This window comes from Thermodesulfitimonas sp., assembly GCF_052743955.1.
In genome coordinates this window covers 1-14,856 of sequence record NZ_JBRAIN010000042.1, presented here as the reverse complement: position 1 = coordinate 14,856, position 14,856 = coordinate 1, and the positions used below count along the sequence as shown (strand labels likewise).

Below are 14,856 nucleotides of genomic sequence, written 5' to 3'. Positions count from 1 at the left end.
GGCTTTTCGCTCAAGTTCGCCAACTTTAACAGGGGTTTTTGCAGTGAAATCATTAATTTTATTATTCGACCAGACCCCAGGGGTTTCCTGCTAGCGCTCAATCAAAAATATCAAAAATTTCTCCCAGCAACAACTTGTGCTTTTTGGGGTGGTAAGGATCGTGGTAATCATGATGATTCATCTTAACGTCATAAAGTGGGCAGCGCAATTGTGACCATCCTTTCCTGGAAAGTTCTTGTAGTTAATATTTTATCCTGGTGAAAATGATCAATGCAAGAAGCCTAAGGCTCTAGACCAAGGTCGCGGATCAATGTGTGGTCGCGGGAGGTTCCCTGGCCGCGCGTGGTAAGGTAATCGCCGGTGATGAGGCCGTCCACGCCACCGGCGAGTCCTAAGGCCTGGGTGTCGCGGAGGTTGTGCTCTCGCCCGCCAGCGTACCGGATGGTGGCGCGCGGGAGGATGAAGCGGAAAACCGCCAGTGTCCGGAGGATTTCTAAGGGCGGCAAGGGGGGTGCCGCTTCAAGGGGGGTGCCGGGAATCGGGTGGAGGATGTTTACGGGGACAGAAGGAACGTCGAGGTCCCGCAGGGCAAAGGCAAGTTCGGCCCGCTGGGCAGGCGTTTCGCCGAGCCCGATAATCCCTCCGGCGCAAACCTCAAGCCCGGCCTCCTTGGCGGTCAAGATGGTGGCCACCCGGTCGGCGTGCCGGTGGGTGGTGCAGATCTGGGGGAAAAAGCTGGCCGCCGTTTCGAGGTTGTGGTGGTAGCGGCTAAGCCCGGCCTTTTTCAGCGCCCGGGCTTCTTCAGGCCGTAAAACGCCTAAAGAGGCGCAGATTTGGAGTTCCGGCAACTCCTTGCGGAGCAGCCGGATGAGACCGAGAATTTTATCGAAGTCCCTTCCTGGGTCCCGGCCGCTGGTAACTAAAGAGAAGCGCCGGATTCCTCCGGCATAGACCGCCTGCGCCCGGCAGCGGATCTCGTCTGCCGGAAGGAGGGGGTAGACGGGCGCCTGGGTGGGGTAGCGGGCCGATTGGGCGCAAAAACGGCAGTCCTCCGGGCAGCGCCCGGAGCGGGCGTTCACGATAGCGCAGCGGTCAACCTTCCGGCCGCGAAAGTGCTTGCGGATAACGTCGGCCGTCCCGAGGAGAAAGGGGGTGACCGCATCGGGGGTCGCGAGGAGAAAGCACGCCTCCTCGAAAGTAAGGGTTGCCCCTTTGAGGACTTTCTCCGCGAGGCGGGTGATTTGTGCCGTCTGCGCTAACAGGTTCATAATTCAGCCACTACCAGAGCGATCTGCCAGCAGAGCGCAACCTCCTCCACGCCCGCGGTAAGTTTGCGCCAGAGGGCTTCGGCCTGAGTGGCTTGCGGGCCAAAGAGGAAGGCCCAGGAGCCGCGGGCGCGTAGCAAAGTGCCGAAGAGCGCTGGCGGGTGCTTTTCCCGGAGGGTAATAATTTCTACCGTACACCGCGGTGCAAAAGCGAATTCGCGGCGGAGGCGCTGGGGTGACGGGAGGCGCCGCCTCTTTGGCTGTCGGATGCTGAGTTCCCGGTAGATTTGGACGAGTACCTGGTTACCCTCTTCTTGCATGACCCCGGTAATAGGCACGGAAAAGGCCATTACCCCGCCGGGACGCAGAAGTGAGGTTATCTGGCGCGCGGTTTGCGGGGCGAACCAGTGGTAGCAGAGATTGCCGAAAATCAGGTCGAAGCGCTCCGTGAGGTCGCCGAGTTCTTCCGCGGCAGCACAAACGTAACGCACGCCAGGAACTCCTTTGCCGCGGTTGTGGGCGAGCATTGCTAGGCTTGGATCTGTAGCCAGGATCGGGACCGAAGGGAAGTAGCGGCGCAAGATTAGCGTTGCTGCACCGGTGCCGGCGCCTACCTCCAAGATGCGCGCGGGATTGAGCCGGGCCTGGACTTTATTTACCAGAGCCGTGGCGATCCGGGCGTAAAAGCGTTCGTTTACCGGCGTAGCGTAAATTTCGGCTAGGGAAGCGCTGAAGACCTCGGCTACGGACATTTTAACCACCTCTTAAGCCAGTTGATAAGGATAGCGGTGCTCTCGGATGCCCAGAGGATGTCCAGGTGACCGGCGCCCCGTATAACCGTTACCTCCCAGCCGCGCGCGCAACCTTCCTGCGCCGCTGCGAGGCACGTGGGGAGGTCCCGGCTCCCGTGAAGGAGGAGCACGGGTGGGTCGGGCCAGAGCGGTTCAAGGGCGGCAAGGGCTTCTTCCAGCCCGGCGTACGGCCGGGTTTCCCGGACGCGGCGGGCCCGGAGAAGGGCGAGGAGCTCGCTTTTCCGGCCTGTAAAGCGGGCTTCGCGGGGCACCGAAAGCAGGCAAAGGGGTTTGCGCCCGAGGTGCAGGGCGATACGGCCACCGAGACTGTGGCCGACCACCGCGGCGAAAGGATACTTTTTCAGCGCCGCGGCAAACGCGCGGGCGCTATCTCCGGTGAGCGGTAGAGCGTGGGCACCGTGACCGGGGAGGTCGGGCAAGCAGGCCGCCCACCCGGCACGACTAAGGGATAGACCCAGGGCCAGCATCTCTTCTTTGCTTCCCCCGTAGCCGTGAAGCGCGAGAACGCACCGCTCGTTCCTCTCTGCTGGGTGCAGAAAATATGCCGGGGCACCGGCAAGGACCCCCTCCGTAACGGTGATGCCTTTGCCTTGAGGCGGCGGGAGCGGGTTCAAGCGACCGCCTCCTTGATACTCGCAGCCACCACGGCACAGAGGGTCCGCAGTTCTTCGTTGCTGATGGCCAGCGGCGGCATCAGCACCACCACGTCGCCAAGCGGCCGGATAATGACTCCCTTTTCGCGGGCTTTCCGGATTACCTGGTGCCCGGTACGCCGGGCGAGCGGGTAGGGTTCCCGCGTCTTTTTGTTGCGGACCAGCTCGATTCCCACCATAAAACCGGCCTGGCGGACATCCCCGACGGCCGCGAGTTCCCGGAAATCTTCCAGGAGTGCTTGCAAAAGCTTGATTTTGGGCTGAAGGCGGGTTAGCACCGCTTCTTCCTCGAAAAGACGGAGGTTCGCCAAAGCGGCGGCACAGGCGAGGGGGTTGCCCGTATAGGTATGGCCGTGGAAGAAGGTTTTAAGTTCGGCATAGTCGGCATAAAAAGCCTCGTAGATCTTTCTTGTCGTCAGGGTAGCGGCGAGGGGAAGGTAGCCGCCGGTAATCCCCTTGGCGACAACCAGAAGGTCGGGGGAAACTTCTTCGTGCTCGCAGGCGAACATTTTACCGGTGCGGCCAAAACCCGTGGCCACCTCGTCGGCGATGAGCAGGACGCCGTAGGTGTCGCAAAGCTGGCGGAGGTGGCTCAGGAACCCTTCCGGCCAAACGAGCATTCCGGCGGCCGCCTGGATCACCGGCTCCACAATTACCGCTGCTAGTTCTGGAGCGTGCGCTTCTATCAGTTGCGCCACGGCCGCGAAACACTCCCGGTTGCAGGTGTCTTTACCGGGATGGCCGTAGGGGCAGCGGTAGCAGTAGGCCGAAGGGGCCTTAAGGGAGTGGACCACGAGCGGCCCATAAATGTGGTGAAAAAGTTCGATCCCCCCTACACCGACGGCGCCGAGGGTATCGCCGTGGTAGGCGTTGTAAAACGACAGGAAGCGCTTTTTCTCGGGGTGACCGGTGTTCTGCCAGTACTGGAAGGCGATTTTGAGCGCGATTTCCACCCCGGTGGAGCCGTTGTCGGAGTAAAAAACGTGCTCCAGGCCCGGCGGCGCAATAGCGGTGAGTTTCGCCGCGAGCAGGATGGAGGGCACATTTCCGAGACCCAAAAGCGTCGAGTGGGCAATCTGGTGGAGTTGCTCGATAATCGCCTGGTCGATGGCCGGTACCCGGTGGCCGTGGACCGTCACCCAGAGGGAGCTTACCCCGTCCAGGTAGCGTTTCCCCTCGATATCGGTGAGGTAACAGCCTTCGCCGGCGGCGATGATGGGCGCCCCTTCGCTGTAGTACTCCTTCATCTGGGTGAAAGGGTGCCAGACCACCGTGCGGTCGAGCTCTTTGAGGCGCGCAACTTCTGCCGGGGAGTAAGGCAGCTTTCTCTTCATGACGCGGGCCTCCTTTCGCCAGCGAGCGCGGCGAGTTTTTCGGCTAGCCGGTGGGTTTCGTTGACCCGGTGGGCGGTCTCTTCCAGGGACTGGTAATCGGGTTGTTCGGGGTTAAACCCTGGGATTTCGGGCACCAGCGCCAGTACTGGAACGCCGCTGAAGTCGGTGATGGCCTTCGGATTGTTCTTTTCTACGCGCCCGGGCTTTTCGGGATACCGGTTGATGATGACGCCCAGGACCTGGAGGCCGGCGCGCAGCGCCGCGGCGATGGTAAGCAGGGTGTGGTTGATGGTGCCCAGTCCAGGCCGGGCCACAATGAGGAGCGGGAGCCCGAGCTCGCGGGCGATGTCTGCCATCATGAGGGTCGGGCCGACCGGCACCAAAAGCCCGCCGGCGCCCTCGGCGATAACTGCGTGGTAGCGCCGCTCAAGGTAGTGGTAGCACTCCCGGATGTTATCAACCTTTACGGTTCTTTTGACGAGTAAAGCGGCCAGGTGCGGCGAGACAGGGGGCTCAAAGGCATAAGGGCAAAGCATCTCCCGGGGCTCGTCCTCAAGGTCGAAAAGTTGGGCCGCAAACTTCGTGTCCCCGGGAACGAGTTCCTCGCCCTGCTTGACGGCCCCCGTTTCCACCGGTTTGAGGTAGGCTACCCGTAGCCCTGCGTCCTGGTAGATAAGGCCGAGCAGGGCGGCAACAATGGTTTTGCCCACCCCGGTGTCGGTGCCGGTGATGAACACGGAAGGAAGGGTGGGTCTGGCAGCTGGCGTTTCTCCTGCAGCGAAATTTTGCTCTTCGGGCAAGGGTCTGGGCCTCCTTTTTACGTTAGATATTCGCAGTTTAGCGTTTAACGTTTTTCATTGGCAAGTTCCCGGCCGTTTACCGCGAGCGGAACGAGTTTCTATTTTTCAGCAACTTCAGTCCGCAGCGAGTGCTTCTTGCAGCGCGGCGAGAAACCCTGTAATCTCCTCTTCTGTGTGCGCGGCGCTTACGGTGATTCTGAGCCGGGCTGTTCCCGGCGGTACGGTTGGGGGGCGGATTGCCGGAACGTAGTAGCCGCGCGCGAGGAGGCGTTCTTGAACGCGGCGGGCCTTCGCGGGCGTGCCGAGGATGAGGGGAATGATCGGCGTTTCCCCGGGCACCGGAATGCCGAGCGCGCTGAGTCCCTGGCGCATAAGCCGCGTATTTTCCGCCAGGCGGCCAACAAGTTCAGGTTCGGCTTCGAGGATTTCGACGGCCGCGAGGGCGGCAGCAGCGGAAGCGGGCGGGAGAGCCGTAGTGAAAATAAAGGGCCGGGCGCGGTTTATAAGGTACTCGATCAGCGCCGCCGGCCCGGCGACGAAACCGCCTAAAGACCCGAGGGCCTTGGAGAGCGTACCGGTAAGGATAACCTTTTCGGGGGAAATTCCCTGCGCGGCGAGGGCCCCTTTGCCACCCGGTCCGACGGTGCCGGTACCGTGCGCGTCGTCGACGATTAGCACCAAGGAAAACTCTTCGGCTAGGGCAATCAGCTCCCCAAGGGGCGCCATATCCCCGTCCATGGAGAAAACACCTTCGGTAACCACAAACCGCTGGCGGCCCGGGTGGACGGCGAGAAGCCGGCGTAAAGAGACCGGATCGTTGTGCTGGAAGCGGACGAGCTTAGCCCCGCTCAAAAGAACGCCGTCGAGGAGCGAGGCGTGGCAGAGCCGGTCGCAGAAAACAACGTCGTGCCGTCCCGCCAGAGCGCTCAGGACCGCAATGTTGGCTGTATAGCCCGTAGGGAAGAGCAGCGTGCGCGCCGCGCCTTTGAAGCGGGCGAGGGCTTCTTCGAGGGCCTGGTGCAAGGGGATGTGGCCGCTCACCAGGCGGGCGGCGCCGCTGCCGGTGCCGTGCTTGGTAAGGGCCTCCTGCGCGCGGGCGATTACCCGCGGGTCATGGGTGAGTCCTAAATAATTGTTACTGCAGAAGAGAACGACCTCCCGGCCTTCCCAAAGTGCCCGGACCGGCCCTACAGGGGTGAGGGGGGTGAGCTGGCGTTTGAGGCCCGCCAGCTCCAGTTCTTCCAGGGTTCCGTGCAGGAATCCTTGGAGCCAGCTCAAAATGTCAACCTCACACGATGGTTTTGGTTTACAATTATAGAGGCTCCTTCCGGGCCTGTCAAGGAGAACAGCAGGAGATTTCGGGCGTGCGCCGAAGTAGAGCTATGGGCGCAACAGCGAAGTCATTTAAAGCAGTGGCGAACGTGACCCTGTCCGGGAAAGACGGGGAAGCACAGCCTTAACTTGGGGAGGGTGGTTGCTTGGCCCGGAAAAAGAAGGGCAATCGGATTGCGGCGGGCAAAACAGAAGAGAAAAACGTTAAAGACGTTAAGATAGAGCTTTTGGGTGTAGGTCTTCTGGCTGTGGCCGCCTTCGCGGGGGTCAGCCTGGCCACGGACTCTGCCGGAGCCGCAGGGGCTTTTGTGCGTCGCTTTCTCGCCTGGCTGGCGGGCGAGGGCCGTTACCTCGTCCCAGTGGTGGTGGGTCTTCTTGGCCTCGCCCTTGTACGGGAAGGATGCTGGCGGGAGGAACTCCGCCTGAAGCTTTACGGCGCCGGGGGGCTCCTCCTCGTTGCCCTCGTCCTCCTTGACCTCTGGCTCCTGCCTCCGGAGAAGCTCCTGCGGCAGGCGCTCTCGCACGGGCTGGTGGGCGATGGCGGCGGGGTGACCGGCGCCTTTTTCAGTTACGTCATGCGGCGAGCCTTCGGTGTCGCCGGCACCTATGTTATTTTAGGCAGTATAACGCTCGCCTGCCTGGCGCTGACTACCACCCTTTCCCCAGGCGACCTTATCAAGGGCTTCTGGGAGCGGTTATTGCGCTCCGGGCGGAAATTGAAGCGCACCCTGAGTAACTTTCTCTTTACCGAGGTGGTACCGGAGGAAGAGGAAATTTCGCCGGTAGTTCCGGTCATTATCGACGGCGTAGCGCCAGCTCCTGCCAGACCGGAAACGCCACCCGTGCCGGAAGCTTCGCCGCCGTCGCTGCCGGAACCACCAGCACCGGCAGCGACTGACACGGCTACCGAAAAGAAGCCTCCGACGCAACCGGCGCAAATATCCCTGGAAGAGGTGATCACGTACCGGCCGCCACCTCTGAGTCTCTTAAACCGGGTGCCCAAGCAGCGCGGTGGCGGTGGGGCGCGCGACATTACGGAAAATATCAGGATCCTTGAGGATACGCTGGCGAGCTTCGGAGTAAAGGCGAAGGTTCTTCAGGTGACAAAGGGACCCGCCGTTACGCGCTTTGAAGTTCAACCGGCTCCGGGAGTGAAGGTGAGCCGAATTGTAAGCCTGGCAGACGATATTGCGCTGGCGATGGCGGCGCCCGATGTCCGCATCGAAGCGCCCATCCCTGGTAAGGCGGCGATCGGCATTGAGGTGCCGAATGAGGAGGTTTCTTTGGTTCACCTACGGGAGCTGTTGGAAAGCAAAGAATTTACCCAGTCGGCGTCGCCGCTCACGGTAGCCCTCGGAAAAGGAATTGCGGGTCAGACGGTGGTCGCCGACCTGACTCAGATGCCGCACCTGCTTATTGCCGGAGCGACGGGAGCTGGGAAGAGCGTTTGCCTCAATACGCTTATCGTGAGCATTCTTTTTAAGGCGGGCCCCGATACGGTGAAGTTTGTCCTTATCGATCCTAAGATGGTCGAACTCGCCACCTATAATGAAATTCCCCACCTCGCCTGCCCGGTGGTTACCGACGCCAAGAAGGCGGCGGCTACCCTGCGGTGGCTGGTACGGGAAATGGAGAAGCGCTACGAGGCGCTGGCCGTGGCGGGGGTCCGGGATATCACCCGCTACAACAGCATTGCCCGAACGGGGGAAGAAAAGACCGGACGGCTGCCGTATATTGTAGTGGTTATCGATGAGTTGGCAGATTTAATGATGGTAGCGCCAGTCGATGTTGAGGATGCCATTTGCCGTCTGGCCCAGATGGCCCGGGCGGCCGGTATCCATTTGGTGGTAGCGACACAGCGGCCTTCGGTTGACGTCATTACGGGCTTAATCAAGGCGAACATTCCTTCACGGATCTCCTTTGCGGTTTCTTCCCAGGTCGACTCCCGCACCATCCTGGATATGGCGGGGGCGGAAAAGCTTTTAGGGCGGGGCGATATGCTTTTCTTCCCTGTCGGTGCTGGCAAGCCGGTTCGGGTTCAGGGAGCGTACCTTTCGGATCGCGAGGTTGAGGCGGTGGTCGAGTATCTCAAGAAGCTGGGAACGCCAGTTACGGAGGAAATTGCGGTTGAAGTAACGGAGAACGAAGAAGTAACAGAGGATGACGATGAACTTCTACCGCAGGCGGTTGAGATCCTTCTTCGTGCCGGCCACGCCTCGATATCGCTGCTCCAGCGACGCCTCAAAATCGGCTACGCCCGGGCCGCCCGGCTGGTCGACATCATGGAGCGCCGGGGTATCGTAGGTCCCTTCGAAGGGAGCAAGTCCCGCGCTATCCTGATAACCTGGGACCAGTACCGGGCTACCTTTAATCGACGGAAATAGGTAAATTGTTGCAAATATTGACTATGCACTAGGCATAGGATATAATCACCTTGAATTTAAGCTAATTTTAAGAGTTTTTGCCGTAGTATCCAGCTTTTAGCGTTAGGATAGAGGGGGGTGACGCAATGGGAATAGGCGAAGCGCTGCGCGCGGCCCGGGAAGCGAAAGGCATCACCATTGCGACCGCCGGGGAAGAAACGAAGATCCGGGCCAAGTTCCTGGAGGCGCTCGAAAGCGAGGCGTTTTCAGTCCTGCCCGGGCGCGTCTACGCCAAGGCGTTTCTGCGGACGTACGCTCGTTATTTAGGGCTTGATGATGCGGCCCTCGCGCAGGAGTTTGATCTTCTCTATCCGGTGGAAGAGGAAAACGGTACGCAAGCGGCGAAACGGGTGCGCGGCGAAAAGTTAATTTCCCCTTTCAACTGGGGGCGCTACCGGAATTTTTTCCTCGTAGCCGGAGTGGTCGGGCTGCTGCTTCTCTTTAACAGTCTCTACAGCGTGATAGTCTCTATCCCTGGTGAACGCATGGTGAACAACGAGGAGAAGACGCGACAAGCAATCAGTAAATCACAGGCCGAAGAAAAAGCCGTTCGCGCGGCGCCCCGGTCGGGAAAAGAGGAACCGGCCGCACGGCAGGCGGCCACGCCTTCTGCAGTCTCTGACGCCCAGGGGGCTGGCAAGCAGTTTACGAACGGAGGGGCTCAGAGAAAAACAGCGGAACCGGTAGCCAGTCAATCGCTAGTACCACAAGGTGTAGAGGTTAAGCTTAGCGTTACGCAAGACCGTTGCTGGATGCGGGTTATCACTGACGGTACGGTGGCTTTCGAAGGCGAAGTCCGGGCCGGGGGAGAGCGTGTCTTTGCAGCTAAAAAACAGATTAGCCTCCGCCTGGGGAATGCCGGCGTAGTTGCGGTTTCGTATAACGGGCAGGAGCTTGGTTACCTTGGTGCGGTCGGCGAAGTAGTAACGCGCGAGTTTTCTGCGCAGCAGGGGTAAGGTTAAGGTACTGTCAAGAAGAATTTGGGAGCCGGGTTTGACTCGGGATTCGCGGGGGGCGAATCCCCGTTTATTTTAGAACGTCTTGAATTTTGTTAAAATTTCTGCGCCGAAGTGAGGTTTACTTACTTGATCTACGTGGGGGCTATCAGTCTTGGGTGTGCAAAGAACCTTGTGGATACGGAAGTGATGCTCGGGCTCTTGGGAGCAGCGGGATATGCCATCACGGCGGACCCGGGTAGCGCGGATGTGCTACTGATCAACACTTGCGCCTTCATCACGCCGGCGCAGCGGGAGTCGATCGCTGCCATTCTCGAAGCGGCCCGTTACAAGGAAGAAGGACGGCTGAAGGCGCTCGTAGTGGCAGGCTGTTTGGCCCAGCGCCACGGCCAGGCACTGCTCCGGGAAATGCCTGAGATTGACGCGCTTATAGGTACCGGCAAGGTGGGCGAGGTGGTGACCGCCGTAACTGGCGCCCTGGCCGGCAAGAAGCCGGTGCTTTTAGGATTGCCCGGCTTCTTATCCGGGACGGCACCCCGGTTGCTGACTACCCCGGCCTATATGGCCTACATTAAAATTGCGGAAGGGTGCAGCAACCGCTGCAGTTTCTGCGTCATTCCGCAGCTGCGCGGCCCTTACCGGAGCAGGTGCCGGGAAGAGATCCTGGCGGAGGCGCGCTCCTTAGCCGCTCAGGGAGTGAAAGAGGTGACCTTGGTGGCGCAGGATACCACCAAGTGGGGGCTTGATCTTTACGGGCGCCCGGAACTGCCATCGCTCCTCCGGGAGGTTGCCCGCCTCGAGGGTATTCGCTGGGTGCGCCTCCTTTACGCCTATCCGACGGGGATTTCTGATGAACTCCTCGGCGTGCTGGCCGCAGAGGAGAAGGTTTGTAATTATCTCGATATCCCGCTGCAGCACGTGAGCCCCCAACTCCTGCGGGCGATGAAGCGTCCGGTCATTGACGTACCAAGACTTGTGGAGCGCGTCCGGGCGGCGGTTCTGGGGGTTACCCTCCGCACCACCTTTATCGTCGGCTTCCCGGGAGAGACGGCGGCGGATTTTGCTCTGCTTGCGGCGACGGTGCGGGAGTGCGGTTTCGACCGGGTTGGTATTTTCCCTTACTTTCGGGAGGAGGGAACCGCGGCGGCGGCGTTGCCGGGGCAAGTTCCTTGGCGGGTGAAAAGGGAACGGTTGCGCCAGCTCTGGTCCCTGGCATGCGAAGTCTCACTGCAGCGCAACCAGGAGAAGGTGGGCCGGGAGCTCCTCGTGCTGGTCGAGGGGAGCAAAGGACGTCGCTTTTACGGGCGGAGCGAAGCCGATGCTCCGGAAGTTGACGGTAAGGTCTATTTCACCGCGCGGGAAACGTTACCCCCCGGAACCTTTGTGCGGGTCCGGGTGACCGGAGCGCGCCCTTACGACCTGGTAGGAGAAATGATCGGAATTCCAGAAATTCCATAAGGAAAAAGGGCCTTAAAACATGTTATAATCAATCGGTCAACAGTAAAGAATCTGTTTTTTTACGGTAGGAGTGAGTTGCGGTGGTCTGGCACGGACTGCGGGTAAAGGCGATTCTGGTAGCCCTGGGCATTGAGCTGGTTTGCCTTTTTGGCGGCCAGTTCCTTTACGAAAGGTACGGCTACCAGCAGGCACTCCAGCAGACGTTGGCAAAACAGCCGCAGGTAGCTGATTTTAAGGTCGGTACGGAAAACGGGCAGCTTGTGGTGACCGTACGTCTCCGCGCACCGGGGAATCTGATGCTTACCTACCAGGAGCTCAAGCGTCTGACAGGAGAGGCGTTAGGGAACCGGCCTTTTGTCCTGAAGATCGCTGACAACCGGGACGCAGTGCTGGAGGAGGTTTTTTACCGGAGCCAGTTCGTCATTTACCAGGCCCTCGCGCAAAAGAGTTGCGGGAGGCGCTCGACTTTATCAAGAACTATAACCGCGCCCGCCATTTAGGTATCAGGCCGCTCAAGGGGATCCTTTTGACGGGCCCGCCAGGGACCGGTAAAACCTTGCTTGCCAAGGCGGCGGCTGGTTATACGGATGCGGTTTTCGTCGCGGCGAGTGGGTCAGAATTCGTCGAAATGTACGCGGGCGTCGGTGCTCAACGGGTGCGGCGCCTTTTTCAGACCGCGCGGGAAAAGGCGCAGCAAAGCGGGAAAAGAAAAACGCCATCATTTTTATCGATGAGATCGACGTTTTAGGTTCGCGCCGGGGAAAGGTGACCAGCCATTTAGAGTGCGACCAGACGCTAAACCAGCTCTTGGTAGAGATGGACGGGATCAAGGCGGACGATACGGTGCATGTTCTCGTTATCGCGGCGACCAACCGCGCCGATCTCCTGGACCCGGCGCTTTTGCGCCCCGGCCGGTTTGACCGCCAGGTACGGGTGGAGCTTCCCGACCGCGAGGGGCGGCTTGAAATCTTGCGGCTGCACACGCGGAATAAGCCGTTGGCGGCCGATGTGGATCTGCCTATTATTGCCAAAGAAACCTTCGGTTTTTCGGGCGCGCACCTTGAAAGTCTGGCCAACGAGGCGGCGATCCTTGCGATGCGTGAAGGGTTGCGGGAGATTCACCACCATCACTTTGTGGAGGCAGTGGAGAAGGTCTTGCTAGGGGATAAGCTTGACCGGCGGCCGACCCGGGATGAACTCTGGCGGGTTGCGGTTCACGAAACGGGACACGCCCTACTGAGCGAGGCAAAGGAGCCCGGTTCGGTTACTACCCTTACGGTTACGCCGCGCGGTAGCGCGCTTGGCTATTTCCGCCAGAAAAGTGAAAATGATAACTACCTTTATACACAGGAGCAATTGGAAAACCGCCTCTCAGTTTTGCTGGCAGGGGCGATCGCCGAGGAAGTTGTGCTCGGTAGCCGGAGCACCGGGGCTACGAACGACTTTGAGCAGGCGATCAGCGTTGCGGAAACGATGGTATACGGGCGGGGATGTCCGAACTCGGTGTGGTAGCCATGGCGGAGCTCCCCGATACGGTCCGCCACCGGGTGCTTACGGACGTGCTCAAAAAGCGGGAGGAAGAGGTGCGCCGCTATCTTGAGGCCCGGAAGGGTTTACTTATCCACATCGCGAGACGGTTGATGAATGAGGAACGCCTTTCGGGAGAAGAGTTTCAAGCCCTGGTAGCCCAAGAGATGGCCGGGTGAACCGCCCGGCCGAATTTATATCTTAGCCGGTAAGGTTGTTATAGAATATTTTGCTTTCGGTTTCTTCGGGTGGGTTTCCCGGATGAAAAAGTTTTTCGGGTTATAAAAATATCAGGCAGGGAATCGGCTTCCTTTTGCGAATTAGTGAAATAAGTCGCTAACTTATAGGTAGGGTGGTTGTAGTGCGAGCGGAAATCATCTTCACAGGAACTGAGCTGCTTTTGGGACAGGTGCTTAACACCCATGCGCAGTGTCTCGGGCAGGAGCTTGCAGCCCTTGGCGTAGAGATTGTCCGGCACACGACGGTGGGTGACGACTGGGAGGGGTTAACGGGCGCCCTCCGGGAAGCCCTCGGGCGGGCCGATCTGATTATCACTACCGGGGGGCTTGGCCCTACTAGTGATGACCTTACCCTGGCGGCCGTTGCGGAGGTACTAGAGCTGCCGCTGGTTCGCAACGAAACTGTTCTTTCCTGGATAAAAGAGTATTTCGCCAAGCGGGGCCAGGCGGTTCCAGAGAATCTCACGCGGCAGGTGTATTTCCCTGCAGGAGCGATAGTCCTGCCGAATGCGGCCGGGACGGCTCCGGGATGCATTGTCGAAAAAGAAGGCAAGATCATCGTTTCCTTACCTGGCCCACCGCGTGAGCTCACGCCGATGTTTGAGGATCACGTGGTACCGTTTCTTTCAAAGCGTCTCGCCCGCGACAGCGTTTTAAATTTTCGCGTGGTTAGGATTACGGGAATCGCCGAGTACGCCGTTCAGGACTTGCTCCGCGACCTGGAGGGGAAAGAAAAAGTCCAGCTTGGTTACATCGCCAAGCCGGGGGAGGTCCATGTCCGCATTGCCGCTGTAGGGCGTGACGCAGCTGAAGCCCAGCAACTGGTGGCTGGGGTGCTAAAAGAGGTGCGCGCCCGGCTTAGTGACTACGTCTTTGCCTACGACGAAGAAAGCATTGAAGAGGTTGCCGGGAAGCTTTTGGCGGCGAAGGGCTATACCATCGCGGTGGCGGAATCCTGCACGGCGGGGATGGTGGCCGCCCGGCTGACCGATGTTCCCGGTAGCTCGGCTTATTTTATGGGCGGTATCGTTGCCTACGATAATAAGGTGAAAGAAAGGATTCTCGGTGTCCAGGCGGAGATTCTTCGGGATAAGGGCGCGGTAAGCCCAGAGACGGCGGCGGCGATGGCCGAGGGGGTGAGGCGGCTTTTGGGCACGGATACCGGCATCGGCATTACGGGCATCGCCGGACCGACGGGCGGGACGCCCGAGAAACCGGTGGGGCTGGTTTATATTGCGGTTGCCGTGCCGGGCCAAACCGTGGTGAAAAAGTACAACTTTCCGGGGCGGCGCTTCGCCGTCCGCCAGGGAGCGGCCAACGCCGCGCTTAAGATGCTGCGCGACCTGCTTGAAAGTGACGAGAGTTCCTCTCCGTAATGGACCGCGAGGGGGCCAAGGCTACCGGCGCGCGGCGGGCTAATCCTTTGTGGTGGGTGGGAGCAAGAAAGGCCGCTACCATTGCGCTCCATGCGGTGCCGCGGATAAAGCCGGCCAGGACATCGCTCGGGTAGTGAGCGTCGAGATAAACGCGGCTTACCCCGATAAAGAGGGGTAAGAGCAAGCCTATTACCGGCCCAAACCAGCGAGATGGTCGGTTGCGGGCGTGGCGGTAGTACCATGACCAGGCAAGAACTACAGCCATGGCGGCGGCGACGGTAGCGTGGCCGCGGGGGAAGCTATAGCCGTAAGCGCCTGTAAAGGGCTGCGGGGAGGGGCGCGGGCGCCGGAGAATCGATTTAAATAGCTCTTCGAGGAGGAAGGCGCCGAAAACCGCTGTAGCTACGACCGTGGCTTCTCGGTTACGTTGCTGACGGTAGAAGAAAAGGGCTGTACCGGCGGTAAAAACGCCGACCGGTGCTGCTTGAACCGATAAACGAGAAAAAAGCATGACTGGGGCGACTGCTGGGGGAATATGAGTGCCTTTATCCAGGCGGTGACTTTTTGGTCAAAAGAGGCCAATTCCTGAAATCGCGTCCCGGCTAAGTAACTAAGAAAACATAAACGAGATCTCTAGAAAAAGTCGGGCTTTCGGGGTTCTTCATGTAGCACTCCGGCAGG

Annotated in this window: 16 protein-coding genes; 9 read left to right on the top strand and 7 right to left on the bottom strand. The window is 59.8% G+C overall.

Annotated features, from left to right (window positions below; translation table 11 throughout):
- Positions 1 to 186 (top strand): hypothetical protein (locus ACUVTA_RS05130; protein WP_445951900.1); only part of this gene is annotated, 186 nt, incomplete at its 5' end.
- 95 nt (positions 187 to 281) lie between these two features.
- On the opposite strand, the gene bioB is transcribed toward ACUVTA_RS05130, so the two are convergent.
- From bioB to bioF, 6 genes are all read right to left on the bottom strand, one after another.
- Complete coding sequence (gene bioB, locus ACUVTA_RS05125) at positions 282 to 1,268, bottom strand: biotin synthase BioB (RefSeq protein ID WP_445951899.1); 987 nt, start codon at positions 1,266 to 1,268, stop codon at positions 282 to 284.
- A complete protein-coding gene (locus ACUVTA_RS05120) occupies positions 1,265 to 2,017 on the bottom strand; it encodes a methyltransferase domain-containing protein (RefSeq protein ID WP_445951898.1) in 753 nt (250 codons plus the stop codon). The genes bioB and ACUVTA_RS05120 overlap by 4 nt, the downstream gene beginning before the upstream one ends.
- The gene (locus ACUVTA_RS05115; protein WP_445951897.1) at positions 2,008 to 2,691 is read right to left on the bottom strand and encodes an alpha/beta hydrolase; all 684 of its coding nucleotides are present in this window, start codon (positions 2,689 to 2,691) and stop codon (positions 2,008 to 2,010) included. Before ACUVTA_RS05115 ends, ACUVTA_RS05120 begins: the two co-directional genes overlap by 10 nt.
- Complete coding sequence (gene bioA / locus ACUVTA_RS05110) at positions 2,688 to 4,064, bottom strand: adenosylmethionine--8-amino-7-oxononanoate transaminase (RefSeq protein ID WP_445951896.1); 1,377 nt, start codon at positions 4,062 to 4,064, stop codon at positions 2,688 to 2,690. The genes ACUVTA_RS05115 and bioA overlap by 4 nt, the downstream gene beginning before the upstream one ends.
- On the bottom strand, positions 4,061 to 4,864 hold the full coding sequence (bioD, locus tag ACUVTA_RS05105) for a dethiobiotin synthase (protein ID WP_445951895.1): 804 nt from the start codon (positions 4,862 to 4,864) through the stop codon (positions 4,061 to 4,063). The genes bioA and bioD overlap by 4 nt, the downstream gene beginning before the upstream one ends.
- Before the next feature lie 114 nt (positions 4,865 to 4,978).
- Complete coding sequence (gene bioF / locus ACUVTA_RS05100; protein WP_445951894.1) at positions 4,979 to 6,142, bottom strand: 8-amino-7-oxononanoate synthase; 1,164 nt, start codon at positions 6,140 to 6,142, stop codon at positions 4,979 to 4,981.
- A 200-nt stretch (positions 6,143 to 6,342) separates the two neighbouring features.
- Here bioF and ACUVTA_RS05095 point away from each other — a divergent pair, with 200 nt between their 5' ends.
- The 8 genes from ACUVTA_RS05095 to ACUVTA_RS05060 all read left to right on the top strand — a co-directional run bounded on the left by ACUVTA_RS05095 (position 6,343) and on the right by ACUVTA_RS05060 (position 14,175).
- Entirely contained in the window at positions 6,343 to 8,580 is a 2,238-nt protein-coding gene (locus tag ACUVTA_RS05095; RefSeq protein ID WP_445951893.1) for a DNA translocase FtsK 4TM domain-containing protein, read from the top strand.
- Between the two features lie 125 nt (positions 8,581 to 8,705).
- Entirely contained in the window at positions 8,706 to 9,575 is an 870-nt protein-coding gene (locus ACUVTA_RS05090; RefSeq protein WP_445951892.1) for a helix-turn-helix domain-containing protein, read from the top strand.
- A 114-nt stretch (positions 9,576 to 9,689) separates the two neighbouring features.
- Positions 9,690 to 11,033, top strand: a complete 1,344-nt coding sequence (gene rimO, locus ACUVTA_RS05085) for a 30S ribosomal protein S12 methylthiotransferase RimO (protein ID WP_445951891.1) — start codon at positions 9,690 to 9,692, stop codon at positions 11,031 to 11,033.
- A gap of 80 nt (positions 11,034 to 11,113) precedes the next feature.
- Positions 11,114 to 11,533: a hypothetical protein gene (locus tag ACUVTA_RS05080; protein ID WP_445951890.1), complete on the top strand. Its 420-nt coding sequence runs from the start codon at positions 11,114 to 11,116 to the stop codon at positions 11,531 to 11,533.
- Positions 11,482 to 11,781, top strand: coding sequence for an AAA family ATPase (locus ACUVTA_RS05075; RefSeq protein ID WP_445951889.1), 300 nt, complete (start codon positions 11,482 to 11,484; stop codon positions 11,779 to 11,781). Before ACUVTA_RS05080 ends, ACUVTA_RS05075 begins: the two co-directional genes overlap by 52 nt.
- Positions 11,782 to 11,798: 17 nt before the next feature.
- On the top strand, positions 11,799 to 12,545 hold the full coding sequence (locus ACUVTA_RS05070; protein ID WP_445951888.1) for an AAA family ATPase: 747 nt from the start codon (positions 11,799 to 11,801) through the stop codon (positions 12,543 to 12,545).
- Entirely contained in the window at positions 12,524 to 12,739 is a 216-nt protein-coding gene (locus ACUVTA_RS05065) for a hypothetical protein (RefSeq protein ID WP_445951887.1), read from the top strand. Before ACUVTA_RS05070 ends, ACUVTA_RS05065 begins: the two co-directional genes overlap by 22 nt.
- A gap of 173 nt (positions 12,740 to 12,912) precedes the next feature.
- A complete protein-coding gene (locus ACUVTA_RS05060) occupies positions 12,913 to 14,175 on the top strand; it encodes a competence/damage-inducible protein A (protein WP_445951886.1) in 1,263 nt (420 codons plus the stop codon).
- Here the strand turns inward: ACUVTA_RS05060 and ACUVTA_RS05055 are convergent.
- Positions 14,126 to 14,686, bottom strand: coding sequence for a phosphatase PAP2 family protein (locus tag ACUVTA_RS05055; protein ID WP_445951885.1), 561 nt, complete (start codon positions 14,684 to 14,686; stop codon positions 14,126 to 14,128). The two genes, ACUVTA_RS05060 and ACUVTA_RS05055, sit on opposite strands and share 50 nt — an antisense overlap.
- Positions 14,687 to 14,856: the final 170 nt, after the last annotated feature.

Coding starts and splice junctions, on each gene's coding strand:
- bioB (WP_445951899.1), bottom strand. CDS start 1,268: ATGAACCTGTTAGCGCAGACGGCACAAATCACCCGCCTCGCGGAGAAA.
- ACUVTA_RS05090 (WP_445951892.1), top strand. CDS start 8,706: ATGGGAATAGGCGAAGCGCTGCGCGCGGCCCGGGAAGCGAAAGGCATC.
- ACUVTA_RS05120 (WP_445951898.1), bottom strand. CDS start 2,017: ATGTCCGTAGCCGAGGTCTTCAGCGCTTCCCTAGCCGAAATTTACGCT.
- bioA (WP_445951896.1), bottom strand. CDS start 4,064: ATGAAGAGAAAGCTGCCTTACTCCCCGGCAGAAGTTGCGCGCCTCAAA.
- ACUVTA_RS05055 (WP_445951885.1), bottom strand. CDS start 14,686: ATGCTTTTTTCTCGTTTATCGGTTCAAGCAGCACCGGTCGGCGTTTTT.
- ACUVTA_RS05065 (WP_445951887.1), top strand. CDS start 12,524: ATGTCCGAACTCGGTGTGGTAGCCATGGCGGAGCTCCCCGATACGGTC.